The organism is Acinetobacter sp. NEB149 (assembly GCF_012516415.1).
In the GTDB taxonomy this organism is placed as follows: domain Bacteria; phylum Pseudomonadota; class Gammaproteobacteria; order Pseudomonadales; family Moraxellaceae; genus Acinetobacter; species Acinetobacter lwoffii_V.
Window position 1 is genome coordinate 114,176 of sequence record NZ_CP051208.1, and the last position, 21,260, is coordinate 135,435.

Consider the following 21,260-nt stretch of genomic DNA (forward strand, 5'->3'; position numbering starts at 1 on the left):
CAAATAGTCATAAACAGTTGTGCTGGCGACCATAGCAAGAGTGAACCACCTGATCCCTTCCCGAACTCAGAAGTGAAACCTCTTAGCGCTGATGGTAGTGTGGGGTTACCCATGTGAGAGTAAGTCATCGCCAGCTCATTATTCGAAATCCCCCTCCGCCAAGGCAGAGGGGGATTTTTTTATGTGCAAAAATTATAAATAAAACTTCAAAATTAACTCGTTTTATAGTTTTTAAAATGTATCTATTTACCTTTCTCTGCTGAATTTACATTATAAATTCTGTATCTTGATGTTAATTTGAACAATAAATCAGTATGGAGAAGATAATGTTGTCGCAATTTAAAATAAAAATTCTACTCAGTTGTTGTGCTTTAGCATTTACTGCCTGTCATGCAGAGAATTCATCTTCTAGAAGTAGTCAAGAGGTATCTACATCAGCTGCCAAATCGGATGCAGTCTCTTCTAACTTGCAAAAATATAAGGTTGAACAGGTTGCTCAATTTAATGAGCCGTGGGCGATTACTACTTTAAAGGATGGCCGACTATTAATTACTGAGCGCAAAGGAAAATTGCAGCTCTTTGATCCAAAAACCAAGAAAAAAATTGAAGTTAAAGGCATACCTCAAGTCGCATATGGAGGCCAGGGTGGCTTAGGCGAAGTTGCTTTACATCCTGATTTTGCAAAGAATCGGTGGGTATATCTGAGCTATGCTGAACAAGGCCAAGGCGGATATGGTGCAGTGGTGATCCGGGGTAAATTAAACTTAAATCAAGCCACTCCTCAACTCACACAAATTGAACGGATCTGGACGCAAGTGCCGAAATTTTCAGGCCAGGGACATTATGCCCATCGGATTGTATTCGGGTCGGATGGTAAGTTATGGATCAGTTCAGGAGAACGTCAGCAATTCAACCCTGCACAGGATATGCAATCCAACGCCGGTAAAATTATTCGCCTGAATGATGATGGCTCAATCCCTGCCGATAATCCGTTTATGAATCAGGGTAAAATTGCCCAGCAGGTCTGGAGTCTTGGACATCGTAATCCTCTAGGCATGGCTTTTGATCCGAAAGGGCAGCTTTGGGTGATCGAAATGGGACCAAAAGGCGGCGATGAACTGAACAAGATTGTCAAAGCTAAAAATTATGGTTATCCGTTAGTGTCCAATGGCGATCATTATGATGGCAAGCCGATTCCTGACCACAGTACCCGACCTGAATTTGAGGCCCCGGCACTGGATTGGACTCCGGTAATTTCTCCTTCAGATTTAATGTTTTATACGGCTAATGTCTTCCCGAAATGGAAAAATAAAGCGATTGCGACCGGTCTGTCTTCCAAGGCGATTGTGATTGTGGATACGACCCAGACTCCAGTGAAAGAAGTCCAGCGTCTGGATATGAAGGAGCGGATTCGCGGGGTTGCTCAGGCACAGGATGGTTCACTGTGGGTGATTCAAGATGGTTCGCAAGCCGGTTTGTTAAAAATGACAGCATCTTAATCCTCTGCTTTTAGGATGCTTATCTGAAAATGAGTTATTGAAAGGTGGAATAACGCAGCATGAGCTGACCCTCTGAATGAAAGGATTTTTAAGCTGATGCTGACATGAAAGAAAAAGGCCTCTACATCCTGTGAAGGCCTTTTCATATTCTGTTAAAGGTATAATATCTGTTATACCGATCAGCATCCTGCTACGTGAATTTTTTATTTTTCTTACAAGACTTCCTGTCTTGGTATGATCTGAATATAGCCTGAAGCGATACAGCGCAATAGGGCAGTTTGGCTGCATAGATTGTAGGTCAAAGCCGACAGCCAAATTTTAAAAAGATAAATTCAAAAATACTGTTTTAAAATGATCATCCGATCAAATTACAAATAGGGATGGTGATTTTGCTGTATGTTAGCGAGAGAATACTCTTTTGATATGCATCAACTGATATAAATAAAAATGTCGATAAAATAATAAAAAGGAAACTCCTATGCCTACGATTTAAATTGAAGTTCGCCAACAATATCCTCAAGCAGTTGAGGAACAATTGCTTAACAGCGTATTTCATTGTGTGAAAACTGCCTTTCAGCTACCTGAATATGATCGTAATATTCGTCTGGTCGTGCATGAAGCGCATCGTTTTCAGTATATGAGTCATTTAGCTCAGCCTGAATATTTTACCTTGATCAGTATTGACTGTTTTGCTGGACGCTGTCTGGAGACCAAGCGCAATTTGTATCAGCAGATGGTCAAAAGTCTCGGGGAAATCGGTATTCCTGCAGATCATATTTTGATTCATCTGAGAGAAAGTGCATTGGAAAATTGGGGGATTCGAGGAGGACAAGCCGCCTGTGATGTTGATCTCGGGTTTAAGGTTGATGTCTGATGCATCCAGATCAGTAGTCACGTTAAATCTAAAGTTTAAACAGAAAAGCCTCAACATCCTGTAGAGGCTTTTCTGGATTTGCTTCTCAGATCTGACTCCTGTCTAATCTGTCAACGTCCTGTTGATTAGCGCTTTTTATTGTTGTCGTATCGCTGAGCAGACTTCCTGTCTGTCTATGTACTGACTATAGCCTCGCATAAAACGACCGCATAGCGGCCAAACTCTGCGCTGCATGTAGGCTAAAACGTACAGGACTGTCGTCCAGTCATTAAGCACTGACATATTGAATCAGTCTATCCACCACAGCTTTTAAGTTTTTATTATCAAATTCATTGCCTTGGAAGGAATAATCTTTGTTGCGTGCAAAGATGTCACGGATTTCGATCACGGCATTGGTATCCACCAGTCCAAGTTGAGTGCCGACTTGACGAATCTGGTCAATCGAACGTGAGCCATTGGTCGCGCCATAACCAATATAAGCTGCCGGCTTGCCTTGCCATTCCTTGCCGAGATAATCCAGGGCATTTTTCAGGGCAGGGCTATAGCCATGATTGTATTCAGGCGTGACAAAAATAAAGGCATCGCCGAGCGCAATTTTATCTGCCCAGTCTTGTTGTTTGGGCTGATCATAAATCCCGGTCAATGGCGGATGGGCACCAGAAAATAGCGGAAGATCCCATTCTTTTAGATCGACAATTTCAGTTTCTAAAGTGCTAAAGGCATAACTTTTAATTTCCTGCAGTACCCAGTGCGCCACTTTAATCGCGGTACGTCCCTCACGCACACTCCCAACCACAATATAAATTTTCATGTTTCATCCTTTCTTCGGGTCTGATCATCAAATTAAATTAATCAGATTTCAGGAAGGTGACTAGAGATGATTTGTATCCGGAATATAAAAAAGCTCCCGAAGGAGCTTTTTTAAAATCAGTTAATTAGCTGATGTCTTACATCAGTTTAATGCCTTGCTGACCCGCAGGTGTCACTTTAAAGATTTCCACTTCAAAAGTGATGTTTTTGCCTGCCAATGGATGGTTAAAGTCTACTTCAGTGATGTCATCATTCACCGATCTCACCACACCATACAAGGTGGCTTTGGCTTTATCTTCAAACTCGATCATGTGACCTTCGATCGGACGTTCTCCGAACTTCACCGTATCAAATTTCTGGATGTTTTCTGGATTCCATGGACCAAAAGCATCTTCTGGCGGCAGGCTCACCGTACGACGGTCACCGGCACGTAAACCAAACAGTGCTTTTTCAAAACCAGGCAGTAAATTGCCATCACCAATCACCAGGCTGACCGGTTCTTCACGGCTACGGGTATTGTCAATTTCCACGCCATTTTCGATTGCGACAGAAAAGTGCAGCTCGACTTTAGAACCGTCTGCAACCCGGGTTTCTTCGTTAGGATGAATAAAATCAGTCATGTTGTGCTTGCGCCCGTTGAATTCGATGTTTTTCTAAGAAAAAGGTATCAATCAGCATCAGAATAGTGCCTACAGTAATAGCACTATCTGCGATATTGAACGCAGGGAAGTGGCTGTTCTGGTAATACACATGAATAAAATCGACTACATAGCCGAGGCTGACCCGGTCGATTAAATTACCGATGGCACCACCCAGAATCAGGGCAATCGCCAATGGTAAAATTTTCATGTCTTTTGGCATGCGCATCAGCCAAAACACAAAGATTACAGACACTAAACCTGCCAGTGAAGTAAAGAAATAGCGTTGCCAACCACCGGCATCGGACAGGAAACTAAAGGCAGCGCCATAGTTATGTAGCAGTGTCCAATTTAAAAAGGGCAGCACAGGAACAGGATCTGCATAGTTCAGATTTGTCACTGCAATCCATTTGGTCCATTGATCCAGAATGATCGCCAGAATGGCCAGTCCAACCCACCATAAATTATGTGGATAGAACTGGAATAAGCCCTTTTTGGTGTGGGTATTAGGCATATTTTCTCTCTTCGCCTTGGCCTGTAGGAAGGTTGATGATACAACGACCGCATAGACCAGGATGTGCAGAATGTGTATTTACATCTGGTAATACATGCCAGCAACGTACGCATTTTTCGCCATCAGCTGCTGAAACTTTCACATTCAAGCCTTCAAGATCAGATGCTTCACCTTGTGCTGCATCAAACTCATTGACGATCACTTGTGATGTGATCAGTACGAAACGAAGCTCATCACTTAACTTATCTAGCACTGCTTTTAATTCGGCATTTGCCCAAAGTTCAACTTTGGCAGACAAGTTAGAACCGACAGTTTTCGCGGTACGTGCAGTTTCAATGAATTTGTTTACTGCAGATTTCACGGCAATGAGCGTTTGCCATTCAGCTTCAGATACTACATTTGCAGTTGAAGCCACAGGAATATCATACCATTCAGCCGTGAACACGTATTTCTCTGATTGCTCAGGAATTAACGGCCAAGCTTCTTGTGCAGTGAAGCTCAGGATTGGTGACATCCAACGCACGAATGCTTGTACCAAGTGATACAACGCAGTTTGTGCAGAATGACGTGCTTGCGAATCCGCTTTCGTGGTGTATTGACGGTCTTTGATGATGTCTAAGTAGAAACCACCCAAGTCATTGATACAGAAATTAGTCAGAGCAGTCGTTACGATATGGAAGTTCATATCTTCGTATGCTTTCTTAATGGTTTCTTGCACTTCAGATGCACGTTGCAGAATGTATTGATCCAGCGCGATCAATTGATCTACAGGAAGCGCATCTGTTGATGGTTTGAAGCCATTCAGGTTAGCAAGCAAGAAACGAAGCGTGTTACGGATACGACGATAACCGTCAGAGGCACGGCTAAAAATTTCTTTACCCGCGGTCATTTCATAACGGTAATCCGCAGAGGCGATCCAGAAACGTAAACCATCCGCACCCATATCTTTAATGATGTCTTGCGGCGTGATCACGTTACCGATCGACTTGGACATCTTGCGGCCTTTTTCATCCACGACGAAACCGTGAGTCAATAGACCTTTATATGGCGCACGTTCGTTAATCGCAATCGAGGTCAATAACGACGACTGGAACCAGCCACGGTGCTGGTCTGAACCTTCAAGGTACAAATCAGCAGGATCAGTCAGTTCTTCACGTTCACGCAGTACCGCATAGTGCGTTGTACCAGAGTCAAACCAGACATCTAAGGTGTCACGAACTGCATTATATTGCTCAGCATCCGCACCGATAAACTCAGAGGCATCACGGTTGTACCAGCCATCAATGCCTTCTTGCTCGATCAGTTTGGCAACTTCTTCGATCAGTTCAGGCGTACGCGGATGCAATTCATTGGTGTCTTTGTGTACGAAGAACGGAATTGGCACACCCCAAGTACGTTGACGTGAAATACACCAGTCCGGACGACCTTCAATCATCGCCTGGATACGGTTTTTACCCCAGTCCGGTACAAAGCTGATATCGTTTTCAATCGCATTCAGTGCATTTTGACGCAGACCTTTGGCATCCATGCTGATGAACCATTGTGGGGTCGCACGGAAGATAATCGGGGTTTTATGGCGCCAGCAATGCGGGTAGCTATGCTTGATCACCACGTGTGCCCAAAGCTTGGTCGCTTCAGTCAATGCTGTAATGATTTTTGGATTGGCTTTGTAGATGTGCTCGCCCGGGAAGATTGGTGATGTTGGTAAATACACACCATTACCGCCGACTGGGTTTTCTACTTTTAAGTTGTACTGTAAACCAACTTTATAGTCATCCACACCGTGGCCCGGTGCGGTATGTACTGCACCTGTACCGCTCGCATCGGTGACGTGTTCACCCAAAATCACTGGCACTTGGCGGTCGCTAATTAAAGGGTGTTGAAGCACTAGATTTTCAAGTTTAGAACCTGTGAATTCAGCAAGGACTTCAAATGCTGTGAAACCATAACGCTGAGTTGCAGACTCAACCAATGATTTCGCCAAAATGAAGTTTTGTGCAGCTTTATCTTCGGCTGTTGCTTTCACCAGTTGGTATTCAAGCTCAGCATGTAATGCAACCGCCTGGTTGGCAGGCATGGTCCAAGGCGTGGTAGTCCAGATCACGATGTCGGTACGATCAGCAACGTCTACGCCTAAACGAGTAGACAAATCAGCTAAATCAACAACAGTGAAACCTACATCAATTGCATCCGATTTTTTATCTTCATATTCAACTTCAGCTTCCGCCAATGATGAACCACAGTCCAGACACCAGTTCACCGGTTTCAGACCTGGCTCGATATGACCTGCTTTCGCGATTGCACCCAATGAACGTACGATGTCGGCTTCCTGTTTGAAGTTCATCGTTAGGTAAGGATTGTCCCAATCACCGAACACACCCATACGTACGAAGTCTTTCTTTTGAAGCTCAACTTGAGTGTACGCATATTCACGACACGCTTTACGGAAAGTTGAAGCATCAACTTTTACGCCGACTTTACCGACTTTTTCTTCGACTTTGAGTTCGATTGGCAAACCGTGACAGTCCCAGCCTGGTACATATGGCGCATCAAAACCATCCATGACACGGCTTTTGATGATGATGTCTTTGAGTACTTTATTGACTGCATGACCCAAATGGATTTGACCATTGGCATAAGGAGGGCCGTCATGAAGCACGTATTTTTTCTTGCCAATACGCGATTCACGAATCTGCTGATAAATGTTGTCGGCATACCACTCTTCTAACCATTTCGCTTCACGTACTGCCAAGTTTGCTTTCATTGCAAAGTCAGTACCTGGGAGGTTTAGCGTGGCTTTATAGTCCACTGCATTTTCAGGAGTTTGCTTATCGCTCATGCAAGTCGTCTTCCAATCTAATCAGTTATGTCACTGACACGTTTTACAATAAAAATATGGGATATTAAAAGGGAAATGTGGGGTGATTTCGACGAAACTCAAGCAGTTTCTCGACATCATCATCAATTCCGGCTTTTAGCGCTTCAAGCGAAGGATAGTCCTTTTCGCCATGTAAATAGTTTAAGAACGTCACCCGCATCAACAGGCCATACAGATTAGCAGAAACATCTGGAAAATGTACTTCTAATCGCCACTCTGGATGTGCTTGTTTGATGGCTGGACGTGTGCCGACATGACCTGCCCCAAACAGAGCAGTGGGGTCATAACCTGCAATGCCTGTTTGCGCTGCAGAATCGGCTTTTACCTTGTCTTTTAAGGATAGGGTTTCGCAAATGACTTCAACCCCATAAATTCCCTTGAGGCAGGGCTTATGACGGTTAAGCCGTACATTAATGGTCGGGAAATCAATAGTTCGACCAATCTGATCACCATATTGCACTCGTCCGGTAATGCTATAAGGACGACCCAGCAATTGTGCGGCCAAGGCTAAATCACCAGCTTGCAAGGTCTGGCGAATCCGGGTGGAACTGACCCGTTCACCATCTAGAGCAATGGTATTTAAATTGGTCACTTCAAAGCCGTAATTGCGCAGGAATTCGCTGTTGCCTTGGCGGTTTTTACCAAAGTGAAAATCATCGCCTAAGACCAGATGCCGAGCATTCAGTTTTTCTTTTAAAATGTCGGCAAAAGCTTCTGCAGTCAGGCTGCGAAAAGTATGGTCAAATTTCGCCACCGCGATATAGTCCACACCCAGCTCAGTCAGGTATTCAACTTTTTCACGCAATGATGAAATACGCGGTGGGGCCTCATAACCCTGAAAGTATTCAAGCGGTTGCGGCTCGAAAATCATCACTACAGATTTTAACCCCTGTGCTTTGGCCACCTGTTGCAGCTGACGGATCATCGCCTGATGGCCTAAATGCACGCCGTCAAAATTACCGATGGTCACGGCAGTTTTGGGTAATTCAGAATGAGAGGCTAAAGCATTTAGACGGAGCAGCTGCATGGGCAAATCAAGTGCTTAGAAATATCGAGAGGCTATATATTGCCATAATCTCGCGCTTTCGTCTTGCTGTTGTGTTTTTATGCAATATTTTTCTTGAAAATTCATCTTCCTTAGAATTGAGCAGTTTTGTTTTTGTACACATTGATCATGTCTGATCAGAGCACTGGTGCTTTTCATTCAGCCGGTTTTGTTTTCTAATGTCAGGGTTTTTCTTGATATCAGGTGTTTCGAATGTCCGATCTGGCGCTCATCATGGCTCTATCCAATGAATCCAAAGGCTTGTTTGAAGCAGAAGGCGTTCAGGTGCATTACAGCGGGATTGGCAAAGTCAACGCGGCCTTTAAAGCCTTTGAGGTAATTCAGAACACCGGTTGCAGCACCTTGCTGAATTTGGGTAGCGCGGGGAGTTCGCATTTCAATGCGCATGAACTGGTCGAAGTCACGCAATTTGTACAGCGTGATATGGATGTGTCGCCCCTCGGCTTTGAGGTCGGCATGACCCCGATGGATCAACATTTCCCGGGTGCGATTGAGTTGGATTCTTTCTTTGACCATTTACCGAAAGGGATTTGTGGCACAGGCGACAGCTTTGAAACCGGTATTTCAAAAGTGACGTGTAATTTGGTCGATATGGAAGGCTATGCCTTGGCCAAAGTCTGTAAAAAGCTGGGCGTTCGGCTGATTTCAGTGAAATACATTAGTGATGGAGCCAATGAGACTGCGCATCTGGATTGGGAAGAAAATCTGTTGCTAGGTGCGAAAAAATTATTAGATTTATATCAAATGGTAAAATAAATAGGAAGGTTAAGTTTGCTCGGCGACCATAGTAGCTATGGTCGTGTGCCAATCAGAAGCGCTTGCTTATTTATCCGTACGTGGAATCACGCCGTATAACATCATGTGAACCGTATGCTGGATAATGCGTTGCTGCATGCTGCGGTTACGCAAGGTTTTACCCGTGACCATTTCCATTTGAGTGGCAAAGTCTGCATAGTTCTGGGTAATCGCCCAAATATTCAGAATCAGTAACTCAGGATCAATATCTGCAGAAATCTTGCCTTGCTCCTGCCAGTTGGAAATCACTTTGGCTTTACGCTTGACCAGTTTTTTCAGCGGACCTTTTAAAATTTCCAGAATATGCGGTGCACCTTGAATTACCTCCAAAGCAAATAAACGGGATGCTTTAGGCTGGGTACGTGACACTTCAATTTTTTGCATCAAATAATTGGTGATCGCTTCTTCAGGTTCAAGTTCAGCTTCAAGGGTTTGTAAAGGCGCCAACCATTTTTGTAGAACGGTGGTTAACACCTCAACATACAGGGCTTCTTTATTTTCATAATAATAGAAAATATTCGACTTATGCATTTCTGCAATTTGTGCGATTTCATCCAGACTTGCCCCATTAAAACCATATAGGGAAAATACGTCTAGTGCAGCATTTAGCAGCTGATTGCGTTTTTGAGTACTCTTTTTTGTTCCATTAGCAAATATAAAAAACAATGAAAAAGGGAATCCTCAATTGTACGGCAAATCATCAGATTTGTGCACACAGTCACAGGCTAATTTTTTGAATAATGATGATTTATTCTCTAGATCAATATTTAAAACAGGCTAAATGCATTTACACCAAGAGAAAAATTCAAGTTTCTGAAAATACTTCATTTATTCATTTTTTTCTTCATCAATGCAAGAGAGGAATAATACTGAAATGAATCTGATAAAAATGTTCTCTTATTGAGATAAATGTATTTTTATAAGAATAAGACCCAAAACCATGCGCGATTTTGGGTTGGATTGGGTATTCAGGTCGCTAAAACTGCCTGCAAGACCTGCTGTTCTAGTTCTGCAAATGTCACACTTTTTTGCCGGGGACGTGACAAATTGACCTTAAATTCTTTGGCAATATGGCCTTTGTCCAGCAAGATAATCCGGTCTGCCAATTGCACTGCTTCACTGACATCATGCGTGACCAGAATGGCGGTAAAGCCTTGCTCGGTCCAGAGACGTTCAATCAGGTTCTGCATTTCCAGACGTGTCAGGGCATCCAGGGCGCCGAGCGGTTCATCCAGCAGTAGAATACGCGGCTGATGCGATAATGCCCGCGCCAAGGCGGTACGTTGCCGTTGTCCTCCAGAAAGCTGTGAAGGCCACAGTCCAGCTTTTTCTTTGAGTCCGACCTTTTCCAGCATTTGCGAAGCTTTGGCATGCTGCTCCTTCGGTAAACCGAGTTGAACATTCTGTTCGATGCTGCGCCAGGGCAGCAGGCGAGGGTCCTGAAACATCACCCGGATATCATCGGTAGTAATGCCTTCGCGAATATGCCGGGCTGACTTAAACTTGATTTCGCCGTAGCTTTGCTGTTCCAGATCGGCAATCAGGCGCAATAAGGTACTTTTACCACAACCGCTGCGACCAACAATTGCCAGAAATTCACCCGGCTGGATATGCAGGTCCAGATCTTCCAGAACCTTGACCGAACCGTAAAACTTGTGCAGCTGTTCAATGATAATTTCGGCACCGATCACTGCAGCAGGATTGATCTCTGCCGCAGGTTGGTCCAGTGGCACAATCGGGTCATTGGCATGACGCCCTAAACTGAGATCAGTCATCACATGCTCCTCATTTATTCTTTATTTTTGATAGCCGGCATGCCAGCGCAGCAGGAATCGCTCTAAGGCCACGGCCAGAACATCGGCCAGTTTGCCGAGCAGGGCATACAATAAAATACCTACCAGAACCACGTCAGTTTGCAAAAATTCACGTGCATTCATGGTCATATAACCAATACCAGACTGGGCGGAAATGGTTTCGGCCACGATTAACAATACCCAGACCAGACCTAGAGAAAAACGCAGTCCGACCAGAATTGACGGCATCGCACCCGGCAGAATAATTTCTTTATACAGTTGCCAGCGAGTTAAGCCATAGCTTTTGCCCATCTCGATCAATTGCGGATCGACGGAACGAATCCCATGATAGGTATTGATATAAATCGGGAAAAATACCCCAATCGCCACCAGAAACAATTTGGCAGATTCATCAATCCCGAACCATAAGATGACTAGGGGAATGAGTGCCAGTGCAGGAATATTGCGGATCATCTGCAAGGTGGTGTCGAGCAGGGTAGAGGCAGTTTTGGATGAACCATTTAACAGACCCAGCAATAGGCCCAAACCACCACCTACCAATAATCCGCTGATGGCACGTCCTGCACTGACTTGCACATGCGTCCACAGTTCACCGCTGAGCAATAAATTCCAGAAGGCTAAAACCACGGCACTCGGTGCAGGCAGAATCCGGCTTTCCAGCAGGCCTGTGCTAGAGGCAATTTGCCAAACTGCAATCAAGAAAATTGGAACCAGCCAGGGCAGCAGATGCTGCCCCAGAATTGTTCCACGTGAAACCTGCTTTGGGGTCAGGGTTTCAACGGAAACGACTTTTGACATTAAGCAGACTCCTTAATTTTCTCAGCCTGCTTGTTCTCGTCCGGTGTGTAGTTGTTCGCCACGATTTCACCAAATGGACCGGTCAAGTTTGGTTGAGTGAGTTTTTGCTGGGTTTCCAGTGGAAGTAAAGGGAATACCAGTTCTGCAAAACGGATGGATTCTTCCAGATGTGGATAGCCTGAGAAAATAAAGGTGCTGATCCCCAGATCGGCATATTCCTGGATACGTGCAGCGACAGTTTCCGGATCGCCGACCAGTGCCGTACCTGCACCACCACGAACCAGACCCACACCTGCCCAGAGGTTTGGAGAAACTTCGAGTTTGCTGCGATCGCCATTGTGCAGTTCTGCCATACGGCGCTGACCGACCGAGTCCATGGATTTGAACTTGGCTTGGGCTGCAGCGATAGTGGCATCATCCACATATTGAATCAGTTCTTCAGCCGCCGCCCAGGCCTGCTCATTGGTTTCGCGTACGATCACGTGTAAACGGATCCCGTAATTCAGTTCACGACCTTTAGCTGCAGCCTTGGCTTTTACCACTGCAATTTTTTCTTTGACTGCTGCCGGTGGCTCGCCCCAGGTCAAGTAAGTATCGACCTGATCCGTGGCCAGCTCAATGGCATCATCCGATGAGCCACCAAACCATAAAGGCGGATGCGGCTGCTGAATGGGTGGATACAGCAATTTTGCATCATCGACACTTAAGCGTTCGCCATGGAAACTAAAGCTTTCACCGGTATGTGAGCGTTTTAAAATTTCACGCCAGATGGTGGTGTATTCGGTCGCCGTTTTATAACGGGTTGTGTGATCTTCATAGACGCCATCACCTTTTAGCTCCTGCTCGTCACCGCCAGTCACCAGATTCAGCAGTACTCGGCCATTAGACAAGCGGTCAAAGGTCGCGGCCATACGTGCAGCCAGTGCCGGCGTGGTCACGCCTGGACGCAATGCCACCAGGAATTTTAATTTTTTGGTCGCATCAATCAGGCTGGCTGCAGTTAACCATGGATCTTCACAAGAACGGCCAGTCGGAATCAGGACACCTTCATAACCTAAGTTATCTACCGCAACGGCAATCTGCTTCATGTAGGTATGATCTACAACACGTGCGCCCTTGCTGGTGCCTAAGTAACGACTGTCGCCATGAGTGGGGATAAACCAGAAAATTTTCATGTAATATTCCTTAAATTAAATGATCTTGTTTGCTCATCAATGTGTGGCCGCTGGCGACCAGATCTGTTGCTGGACGCTGATGGTTTTGGGAATCAGTTGAACCTGCTGGAAGAGATCGGCAATATTCTGTTGAGCTTTGATCACTTCCGTCGTTAATGGTTGTACCGGCGAAGGTTTAAGACGACGCTCAAATGCAATCTTCGCTACATCCGGTTTCAGACCGGTACTTTTCTGATAAATATCTAGAGCTACAGCCTGGTTTTTAAGAATCCACTGGTCAGATGCATTTAAAGCCTGGATAAACTTCCCGGGGCTATCCGGATGCTTCTGAATAAATTCGGGATTGCCGATATAAAAGGAGTAGGTTTGTGGAAAGTCACTAGATTCAATCAGCACCTTAACCTTGCTGTCGAACTCGGCTGCACCCAGGAAGGGATCCCAGATTGCCCAGGCATCAATGGCTTTTTTGTCAAAAGCAGCACGTGCATCCGCAGGGGGAAGCCAGACGGCTTGAATCTCTGACCAGCTTAATCCGGCTTTTTCCAGGGTTTTGGCCAGAAGTTCATGGGCACTTGAACCTTTCTGCACCGCGATCCGTTTTCCTTTCAATTGTTGAATATTTTGAATGGCACTGTCTTTCGGCACGACCACGGCCAAAGAATTTCCCGCCACTTTTTCAAAGGCCACGTAGCTCAGGGCTTTGTCTGCCGCCTGTGCAAAAATAGGCGGAGTATTTCCCACATAGCCATAATCCACTGCACCGACTGCTAAGGCTTCCAGCATTTGTGGGCCTGCCGGAAACTCTTTCCATTCAATTTTGGCATTGGGAAATTGTTGTTCTAACAGCTTTTCATCACGTGCCACCAGCAGATTTAAGGCTGATTTCTGAAAGCCAATCGCAATGGTTTTAACTTGTTGCGCTGACGTGGTTTCTGCGGCAGCCGTTTGCTGTGGTTCCTGTTTCTGGCAGCCAGTCAGACTAAAGCTCAATAGCGCTAAGCTGATATAAGAAACTGTTTTTATATGACTCATCTTTATTCTCAAATTATTCTGCTGTTATTTAATAATTGCTGCATCAATATTCAGCTTTTGTGGAATCAGCTGCTGCGCATAAAATGCATCGGCGACTTGTTGCTGTTTTTGAATCACGTCAGTGCTGAGAGGTTTAACGCCAAAGCCCATGCGTGAAATAGAGGTTTTCAAGACATCGACGGCCAGACCTGTCGGTTTTTGCAGGAGCTGAGCGGCAGCGTCCTGATTTTTTGCCACCCAGTCCGTGGTCAGATTCAGTTCGTTGACCACCGCCTGTACCACCTGAGGATGGCTTTCTGCGAACTTGCGATCTGCCAGATAGAACTGATGATTGCTCACCACATTTTCACCGCTGGCAATGACACGCGCACCAATTTGATGTTCAGCAGCTGCAAAGAACGGATCCCAGATCACCCAAGCATCGACTGCACCACGTTCAAATGCAGCACGTGCATCGGAAGGTGGTAAATAGATCACTTCGATATCATCAAGGCCAAGCTGGTTGGCTTCCAGAACTTTTAATAGTAAGTAATGCACGTTTGAACCTTTGTTCAGGGCTACCCGTTTGCCTTTCAGATCTTGAATAGACTGAATCGGCGAATCTTTCGGTACAATTAAGGCTTCTGCCTTAGGCGCTTGCGGCTGATTGGCCACATAGACCAGATTTGAGTTGGCCGCCTGGGCAAAAATTGGCGGTGCTTCACCGGCTTCACCAAAAGAGACGCTGCCAACATTCAGGCCCTCAAGCAGTTGTGGGCCGGCCGGAAATTCTACCCATTTCACATTGACCCCTTGCTGTTTTAAGCTGGTTTCCAGCGTGCCGTGTTCTTTTAAAATAGGTAATATGCCGTATTTTTGGAAACCGATATTCAGGGTAATGGTCTCTTCTTTTTTCGAGCAGCCTGAAAGCATCATGACACCAGCCATCGCGGTACCGAGTACCGCAATCTTTGTTAAAAACTGAACATGAGATTGGCGCATGAATCAAAACTCCCGAAAGTGAAAAGCTAGTGAATGAAAACTTAGACACACGCTAATCGTTTTTGTTTTTCTAAAAAAATAACTATTCAGGAATTTCTAATGAAGAAAAAAGATAAATAAAAAAGCGCAAAACTTATGCAGAAAAGTGATTTATATAAAAATGAAGATTTAATATTTAAATTAATCAAATCTATGAAATTTATAGTTATTTTTTTAAATCTAATCTATTGATATGTTTAGCTAAAAACGAGTAATAGAATTTTAAAATTTAAAGCGAGATTGCCAGATATCTTTATCTAAAATTAAGCTAAAGCACTGAAAGAAAAAGCCACTTTAAAGTGACTTTTTGCAAACAATTGAATTACGTTGATAATTGTAAAATGCCTGACGGGCATCCGGCAGGTCATCGACTGAAGCCGGTTCAAAGCCTTGTTCTAGAAACCAGTGCGCGGTGCGGGTAGTTAAAATAAACAGTTGCTGAATCTGCATGCTTTTGGCTTTTTCTTCTAGATAATGCAGGATCTGGCTACCCCGATTAGACTTGCGATAACTGGGATGTACCGCAACACAGGCAATTTCTGCAGAACGCAATTCATCCCCTGTCGTCGGAATCGGGTAGAGGGCGGCACAGGCCAGAATCATGCCGTCCCGTTCGATTACGGCAAACTGGTTGATTTCATTTTCTAGGCGTTCACGCGAACGATAGACCAGAATGCCTTCTTCTTCCAGTGGACGCAGCAAACCGATCAGGCCACCGACATCCTGAATATCGGCCATCCGCACTTCTTCATAATGCGCGTCGGTGACCAGAGTTCCGGAACCATCCCGGGTGAACAGCTCTTCCAGCAGGGCACCATCATAGGCATAAGAAATCAGATGCACCCGATGTACGCCGTTCATTGAGGCTTCCTGTGCGGCTTTCAATTGTAGTCCTCTTTCAAGCGCATCTTGTTCGACCGGAATAAAATCATCCAGTTGTTGCGGTGTCACTTCGCGTTTGAGTTGGCCGTTACTGTCCATCAGACCATGCTGCTTACCGAGAAAAATCAGTTTATCTGCCTTAAGGCGAATCGCAGTTTTGGTAGCAACTTCTTCAGCCAGCAGATTAAAAACTTCTCCGGTAGTGGAATAACCGGTCGGGCCAAGCACCACAATATTATGACTGTCCAGATGGCGCTGAATCGCATCGGTATCAACCGCGCGCACTTCACCGGTCAACTGAAAATCGATACCATCGCGGATGCCATACGGCTTGGCGGTGACAAAATTCCCTGAAACGGTATCAATCCGGGCGCCATACATCGGCGAATTGGCCAGTCCCATAGACAGCAGTGCTTCAATTTGTAGGCGGATCGAACCGACGGCATTCATCACGCAGCTTAAAGATTCACGTGTGGTGACCCGACGCTGCTGGTAAAAAGGCGTCGTAATCTGGCTTTGAGCCAGATTCTGGTTAATTTGCGGACGTGCACCATGTACCAGAATCAGCCGAATGCCCAAAGAATGTAATAAAGCAATATCGTGAATAATATGCTGAAAGTTATCATTTAAGACGGCTTCGCCATCAAACATGATTACAAAGGTTTTATTGCGGTGCGCATTGATATAAGGCGCAGAATGGCGAAACCAGTGCACATATTGCAAAGTTGTGCTTTGTGACGTTTCTGCTGAAGTCATGCTGTGCCCATTTCAATGATTGAAGATCCAGCTTTGATTCTAATGAAAAAAAATGCAAGTGGAAGTGCAGATATAAAAAAACACCTGAAGGGGACTTCAGGTGTCTGCAAGACGAGCAGTAATGGAGAAAGCTTAGTTAATGATTCGTACAATTTTGTTGGTACGCTCATTGACCAGAACGTAGTCATTGTTGACCTTGTACCATTGCTGGAAACGACCGGTATTTGGCAAACGGCGTGCTTCGCGATCACTGACTTCAAAACGGTTGTTGTCATATTGACGTGGTAGAGTTTGGCCTACGCGCCAGTCACGGCTTGGATTGACCATACGGTTGTTATGACGGCGGTCATCATTCCAGCGACGGTCGTCATTCCATTTCTTGCTGTCTTTGGCATTCCAGTGTGGCGCCGGTTTATGCGGATTATGGTCATAACGCGAGTCATGCTGTGGTGCTGCCATTGCAGAAGTAGCTAACAAAGCACTTAGAGATAACGCGATTGTAGTTAAGACTTTTTTCATGGCTCTCACCTTAAGATGTATATCTAATTTCGATGAGACTAAATTAGCGAACAAGTACATAGAAAGCGTGAGTACAATTTAGTTAAATTGTTAAATTCATGAAGAAATTTAGTAGATAAGTCATGCAGTCTAAAAGCTGGATAAGCCGCAAGATTTGCGGATAAAAAAATTCAGCCAGTAAAATAGAAAAGCCCAAACATGGTTGGGCCTTAAAGAAGATTAAATTTGAATGCGCTTATGAACTAGTCACCCACGATGCGGATAATGCTGTTGTTTTCAGAATCCACCAGAATGTAGTCATTATTGACTTTATACCATTGCTGCTTGCGGTCAGGTCGAGGCAGGCGATGGTCTTTGTATTCAACTTTATAGCCATTGCCACGATAATGCTGTGGCATCACATAACCCGGCTGCCAGCGTAACTGTTGCAGGCGTTTCACCCCACGTTCTTCACGCATACGGCGGTTATCCTGCTGATCTTCCTCTCGGAACTCACGGGCTTTCTTCTTGTCATAACCATGACGTGAATCCATACGGGATTCATCATTGAAATGAGGGGCAGCGATGACGACATTGCTCAGCATGAATGTACTGCAAGAAATTGCCAGTGCCACCAAAACCTTTTTCATGTTGAACCCTCATTAAATTGTTCATCTTCTACAGCACCTAATGTACGGAAAAATTGCAGAGAAACTGTGAAGAACAGGCACAATTTTTATAACAAATGCAGAGATATTATGATGATGTCATGTTTTTACATGACTATATGCGACGGCATCACTTCTATAAAGTAGCCTACCGAGCCATGTCCTTATCTCATCAAAGCAAGGGTCAACATGCAAGCGAAAATCGATGATTTAGCTCAAAAAAACAGCATTGAGTCAGCGAGAAAAAAGTTCATGATTTAATGAAACGACAAAGAATTTTGCCGGTTTAGTTTGAGATTAATTCCATTGCTCTGCCAAACCTTGTAAGGACTGAATCGCGTCAGCTACGGATTCAGCTTGTAGGGCGTCATCGAGTGCCACAATCAATGCTTCAGATAACTGCAACTGTTCAATCCGGTGAATTGTTTCAATTTTACGTTTTTGGTCAGCCATGCTGCGCTCCTGATTTGATCTATCTGTGATTCAAGAAAGCATAGTCCAATCAGTTTAATTTGGAAAACCGTATAATTTTATATATTTAATATGTAAATCCGATTTACTGTTATTTTTTGCAGGATTTTAAGAAAAAAAGGGCACTTTATCGAAAAGTGCCCAAGATTATTCAATGACCCGACTTTTAATAAGCGTAGTTCAGGTCAGTATAATCGTTGAGTGATTTCTGCACATGCGCCTGAATAAAGGCACGTACATCCTCGGCCGTCATGGCTTTGCCCTGATTGCTGATGACATGTTCGATTTCTGGCTGACCTTCAATTTTAATGCGATAAACAAAATGCTTGGCCAGACGATAACTGTCGTCTAATTTTTCAATGCCAGTCACATAATAATAGGCATGTTCAAAATTCAGATCCTGATGTGAAAATACAAATTGCTCGAACAATTTGAGTTTCTGAGCATTTTCGAGTGCTTTGATGTCATCCACGATACTGGCTTCAAACTTGGTGCCGTATTTCTCTGAAATAGGCTGTTGATCAATCAGCAGCGACACCATGCCATCGTCTAAATGGGTCACCGTAATATTGTTTAATTCAGTCATGATGCACTCGAGTGAAATATAGTGGGGCTTAGTATGCTGTTATTTTAATGAAACTCAATGCGAGCGGGGTGAACTTACTTAAGATTTATGCGCTGAATATGACTAAAAATGAAATAAAAAGGGAGCGATTGCTCCCTGAATGACAGACAGAATAATTTAATCCTGTGCATCAATACTCTGGCCATTCATATGCAGGCTGTCATTACCCATCAAATATAGATAAGCCGGCATGATTGAATCGGGGGTAGGCAGGGTTTTCGGATCTTCATTCGGATAGGCCTTGGCGCGCATGGCAGTCCGCGTTGCCCCGGGATTGATGCAGTTATAACGGATATTTGGATGTACCTGCTCTTTGGCAAATAACTGGCTTACCGCTTCAATAGCAATTTTAGAAACCGAATACGCACCCCAGCGTTCGCGGGCTTCGCGGCCTACACCTGAGCTGGCAAAAACCACAGAAGCATGTTCGGATTTGGATAATAACGGTAACAGCGCTTGGGTCATGACAAAGGGTGCACGCAGATTGACCGCCATCACATCATCCCAGACATTGACCGGATAATCCGCCAAGGGAACCCGTTCGCCTAAAATGCCGGCATTGTGCAGAATGCCGTCCAGACGACCAAACTGACGGTCTAGCGTATCGAGCAAAAGCTCATAATCACGTTCTGACGCACTCGATAGTTGTAGCGGCAAGATGGCAGGTTGCGGCGCACCCAAACTTTCAATTTCATCATAAATGACTTCGAGTTTGTTTAAGGTACGCCCATGCAGCACCACAGTTGCGCCATGCAAGGCATAACTGATTGCTGCTGCACGTCCAATGCCATCGCCCGCACCTGTGATCAGGATGATACGATCCTTGAGCAGATCGGGGCGAGGTTGATATGCTGAATATTTCATTATCTACCTCCTCACTTCTTATTATTTAGTGTTAAGCGTTCAAGATACCGCAGTATGCTGCTTCAGTACTAGTGTCTGAATCAATTGATGTAATTCTGCCACAGTATGCACGATATGGTCGGCCTGCCAGGCATTTAAATCGTCTTTGTATTGCAACGGCAAATAACCATAGGCAGCCAGAATGGTCGGCATCTGGGCATGACGGCCGGCATCAATATCTCGTGGATGATCTCCGACATAGATACAGTCTTCTGCGGCAAGATTCAGTTGCTTGGCTGCCAGATACATCGGTTCAGGATCAGGTTTGGTGCGGGTGACATCTTCAGGGCACACCAGTACCGCACAGCGTTCACTCAGATTCAGTGCTTGCAGTAAAGCCTCACTGAGCCAGCGCGGTTTATTGGTCACAATCCCCCAAGGAATGTCATTTTCCTCTAGCTGTTCAAGTAATGGATACATGCCATCAAACAGATCGGTATCGACCGCAATATCTGCGCCATACATGTCCAGAAAGCGCTGACGGTGTTGCAGAAAGACCGGATCTTCCAGTTGCAGTTCCGGATAAACCAGTTTCACCATAGCGCGAGCGCCTTCGGAGACCTGGGTACGAATCAGCTCGGGTTCAACCAGTGCACGGCCTTCTTCATGGCACATCTGCTGGATAATCCGGATAAAATCGGCAGCGGTATCAATCAGGGTACCATCGAGGTCAAATAAAACGGCTTTCATGCTGTGGTCTCTGCTGCGCTATCTTTCACGGTATAGACCATATAGTTCACATCAACATTCGGTGCCAGCCAATAACGCTTGGTCAGCGGATTATAGTGCAGACCGGTCATGTCTTTAAGCTTTAAACCCGAGTTGCGAATGTCATGTGCCAGTTCGGACGGCTTGATAAATTTGCTGTAATCATGGGTGCCTTTGGCCAGCATGCGCAAGACATATTCTGCCCCAATAATGGCAAATAAATAGGACTTCGGATTGCGGTTAATGGTCGAGAAGAATACATGACCACCTGGCTTGACCAGCTTGTGACAGGCCTGAATAATCGATGCCGGGTCTGGTACATGCTCTAGCATTTCCATGCAGGTCACGATGTCATATTGGCCAGCCTGTTCCTCTGCCAGTTGCTCAACCGGCACCTGACGATATTCAATATTGTTCACACCTTCCTGTTCGGCATGGATGCGTGCTACGTTCAGAGGCGCTGCACCCATATCAATCCCGAGCACATCGGCACCGCGACGCGCCATGCTTTCGGCCAGAATACCGCCACCACAGCCGACATCCAGCACTTTTTTGCCGTTCAGGCCTCCGGCATGTTCATCAATCCAGTTTAAACGCAGTGGATTAATCATGTGCAAGGGGCGGAACTCGGAATGCTGATCCCACCATATAGCTGCAAATGCTTCAAACTTGGCAATTTCTTGTGGATCAACATTCAATTGCGACATCGGTGTCACCTCAATCAGTCGTGATTAGCTAAAAATATGTATGTGCCGAATGGCCAGAGAAACTGATTTAAAACCTTGAAAATCAGTCCGATGGTTTAGTGTAGCGATTCTGGCAGAAAAAGCGATAAA

22 protein-coding genes and 1 rRNA gene are annotated in these 21,260 nt (G+C 45.0%); 4 read left to right on the forward strand and 19 right to left on the reverse strand.

Annotation, left to right across the window (positions count from 1 at the left end):
* Nucleotides 1-21: 21 nt before the first annotated feature.
* From rrf to HGD77_RS00540, 3 genes are all read left to right on the forward strand, one after another.
* A 5S ribosomal RNA gene (gene rrf / locus HGD77_RS00530) occupies nucleotides 22-136 on the forward strand.
* A 190-nt stretch (nucleotides 137-326) separates the two neighbouring features.
* A complete protein-coding gene (locus tag HGD77_RS00535; protein ID WP_168730579.1) occupies nucleotides 327-1,499 on the forward strand; it encodes a PQQ-dependent sugar dehydrogenase in 1,173 nt (390 codons plus the stop codon).
* A gap of 535 nt (nucleotides 1,500-2,034) precedes the next feature.
* A complete protein-coding gene (locus HGD77_RS00540) occupies nucleotides 2,035-2,373 on the forward strand; it encodes a tautomerase family protein (protein WP_005094882.1) in 339 nt (112 codons plus the stop codon).
* Nucleotides 2,374-2,641: 268 nt separating this feature from the next.
* Here the strand turns inward: HGD77_RS00540 and HGD77_RS00545 are convergent, their stop codons facing one another.
* The 5 genes from HGD77_RS00545 to ribF all read right to left on the reverse strand — a co-directional run bounded on the left by HGD77_RS00545 (nucleotide 2,642) and on the right by ribF (nucleotide 8,240).
* Nucleotides 2,642-3,184 carry an NADPH-dependent FMN reductase gene (locus tag HGD77_RS00545; protein WP_004281216.1) on the reverse strand — a complete coding sequence of 181 codons (543 nt, stop codon included), beginning with the start codon at nucleotides 3,182-3,184 and terminating at the stop codon, nucleotides 2,642-2,644.
* A 136-nt stretch (nucleotides 3,185-3,320) separates the two neighbouring features.
* Nucleotides 3,321-3,803 (reverse strand): FKBP-type peptidyl-prolyl cis-trans isomerase, encoded by a 483-nt coding sequence (locus HGD77_RS00550; RefSeq protein ID WP_004281217.1) that lies wholly within the window; start codon nucleotides 3,801-3,803, stop codon nucleotides 3,321-3,323.
* The gene (lspA, locus tag HGD77_RS00555) at nucleotides 3,796-4,335 is read right to left on the reverse strand and encodes a signal peptidase II (RefSeq protein WP_004281218.1); all 540 of its coding nucleotides are present in this window, start codon (nucleotides 4,333-4,335) and stop codon (nucleotides 3,796-3,798) included. The genes HGD77_RS00550 and lspA overlap by 8 nt, the downstream gene beginning before the upstream one ends.
* Nucleotides 4,328-7,174 carry an isoleucine--tRNA ligase gene (ileS, locus tag HGD77_RS00560; protein ID WP_129717647.1) on the reverse strand — a complete coding sequence of 949 codons (2,847 nt, stop codon included), beginning with the start codon at nucleotides 7,172-7,174 and terminating at the stop codon, nucleotides 4,328-4,330. The genes lspA and ileS overlap by 8 nt, the downstream gene beginning before the upstream one ends.
* A 64-nt stretch (nucleotides 7,175-7,238) precedes the next feature.
* Nucleotides 7,239-8,240 carry a bifunctional riboflavin kinase/FAD synthetase gene (ribF, locus tag HGD77_RS00565; protein WP_129717649.1) on the reverse strand — a complete coding sequence of 334 codons (1,002 nt, stop codon included), beginning with the start codon at nucleotides 8,238-8,240 and terminating at the stop codon, nucleotides 7,239-7,241.
* A 231-nt stretch (nucleotides 8,241-8,471) separates the two neighbouring features.
* Between ribF and HGD77_RS00570 the strand changes: the two genes are divergently transcribed.
* On the forward strand, nucleotides 8,472-9,035 hold the full coding sequence (locus HGD77_RS00570) for a hypothetical protein (RefSeq protein WP_005094889.1): 564 nt from the start codon (nucleotides 8,472-8,474) through the stop codon (nucleotides 9,033-9,035).
* 66 nt (nucleotides 9,036-9,101) lie between these two features.
* Here HGD77_RS00570 and HGD77_RS00575 read toward each other — a convergent pair whose 3' ends face one another.
* From HGD77_RS00575 to ubiG, 14 genes are all read right to left on the reverse strand, one after another.
* Nucleotides 9,102-9,731 carry a TetR family transcriptional regulator C-terminal domain-containing protein gene (locus HGD77_RS00575; protein ID WP_168730979.1) on the reverse strand — a complete coding sequence of 210 codons (630 nt, stop codon included), beginning with the start codon at nucleotides 9,729-9,731 and terminating at the stop codon, nucleotides 9,102-9,104.
* Nucleotides 9,732-10,042: 311 nt separating this feature from the next.
* Entirely contained in the window at nucleotides 10,043-10,849 is an 807-nt protein-coding gene (locus HGD77_RS00580) for an ABC transporter ATP-binding protein (protein ID WP_168730580.1), read from the reverse strand.
* Nucleotides 10,850-10,870: 21 nt separating this feature from the next.
* On the reverse strand, nucleotides 10,871-11,686 hold the full coding sequence (ssuC, locus tag HGD77_RS00585; protein WP_004647159.1) for an aliphatic sulfonate ABC transporter permease SsuC: 816 nt from the start codon (nucleotides 11,684-11,686) through the stop codon (nucleotides 10,871-10,873).
* Nucleotides 11,686-12,861 (reverse strand): FMNH2-dependent alkanesulfonate monooxygenase, encoded by a 1,176-nt coding sequence (ssuD, locus tag HGD77_RS00590; RefSeq protein ID WP_168730581.1) that lies wholly within the window; start codon nucleotides 12,859-12,861, stop codon nucleotides 11,686-11,688. The genes ssuC and ssuD overlap by 1 nt, the downstream gene beginning before the upstream one ends.
* A gap of 36 nt (nucleotides 12,862-12,897) precedes the next feature.
* The gene (locus tag HGD77_RS00595) at nucleotides 12,898-13,893 is read right to left on the reverse strand and encodes an aliphatic sulfonate ABC transporter substrate-binding protein (protein WP_004647162.1); all 996 of its coding nucleotides are present in this window, start codon (nucleotides 13,891-13,893) and stop codon (nucleotides 12,898-12,900) included.
* A 24-nt stretch (nucleotides 13,894-13,917) separates the two neighbouring features.
* Nucleotides 13,918-14,874: a sulfonate ABC transporter substrate-binding protein gene (locus HGD77_RS00600; protein ID WP_168730582.1), complete on the reverse strand. Its 957-nt coding sequence runs from the start codon at nucleotides 14,872-14,874 to the stop codon at nucleotides 13,918-13,920.
* A gap of 333 nt (nucleotides 14,875-15,207) precedes the next feature.
* Entirely contained in the window at nucleotides 15,208-16,551 is a 1,344-nt protein-coding gene (gene argA, locus HGD77_RS00605) for an amino-acid N-acetyltransferase (protein WP_004729045.1), read from the reverse strand.
* A 132-nt stretch (nucleotides 16,552-16,683) separates the two neighbouring features.
* Nucleotides 16,684-17,070, reverse strand: a complete 387-nt coding sequence (locus tag HGD77_RS00610; RefSeq protein WP_005261495.1) for an RcnB family protein — start codon at nucleotides 17,068-17,070, stop codon at nucleotides 16,684-16,686.
* A gap of 242 nt (nucleotides 17,071-17,312) precedes the next feature.
* Nucleotides 17,313-17,699, reverse strand: a complete 387-nt coding sequence (locus HGD77_RS00615) for an RcnB family protein (RefSeq protein WP_168730583.1) — start codon at nucleotides 17,697-17,699, stop codon at nucleotides 17,313-17,315.
* A 315-nt stretch (nucleotides 17,700-18,014) separates the two neighbouring features.
* Complete coding sequence (locus HGD77_RS00620; RefSeq protein WP_004281231.1) at nucleotides 18,015-18,170, reverse strand: hypothetical protein; 156 nt, start codon at nucleotides 18,168-18,170, stop codon at nucleotides 18,015-18,017.
* A 184-nt stretch (nucleotides 18,171-18,354) separates the two neighbouring features.
* Nucleotides 18,355-18,774, reverse strand: a complete 420-nt coding sequence (locus HGD77_RS00625; protein WP_004281232.1) for a hypothetical protein — start codon at nucleotides 18,772-18,774, stop codon at nucleotides 18,355-18,357.
* A 156-nt stretch (nucleotides 18,775-18,930) separates the two neighbouring features.
* A complete protein-coding gene (locus HGD77_RS00630) occupies nucleotides 18,931-19,677 on the reverse strand; it encodes a YciK family oxidoreductase (RefSeq protein WP_005094903.1) in 747 nt (248 codons plus the stop codon).
* 39 nt (nucleotides 19,678-19,716) lie between these two features.
* Nucleotides 19,717-20,406: an HAD family hydrolase gene (locus HGD77_RS00635; RefSeq protein ID WP_168730584.1), complete on the reverse strand. Its 690-nt coding sequence runs from the start codon at nucleotides 20,404-20,406 to the stop codon at nucleotides 19,717-19,719.
* On the reverse strand, nucleotides 20,403-21,131 hold the full coding sequence (ubiG, locus tag HGD77_RS00640; RefSeq protein ID WP_005250185.1) for a bifunctional 2-polyprenyl-6-hydroxyphenol methylase/3-demethylubiquinol 3-O-methyltransferase UbiG: 729 nt from the start codon (nucleotides 21,129-21,131) through the stop codon (nucleotides 20,403-20,405). The genes HGD77_RS00635 and ubiG overlap by 4 nt, the downstream gene beginning before the upstream one ends.
* Nucleotides 21,132-21,260 lie beyond the last annotated feature (129 nt).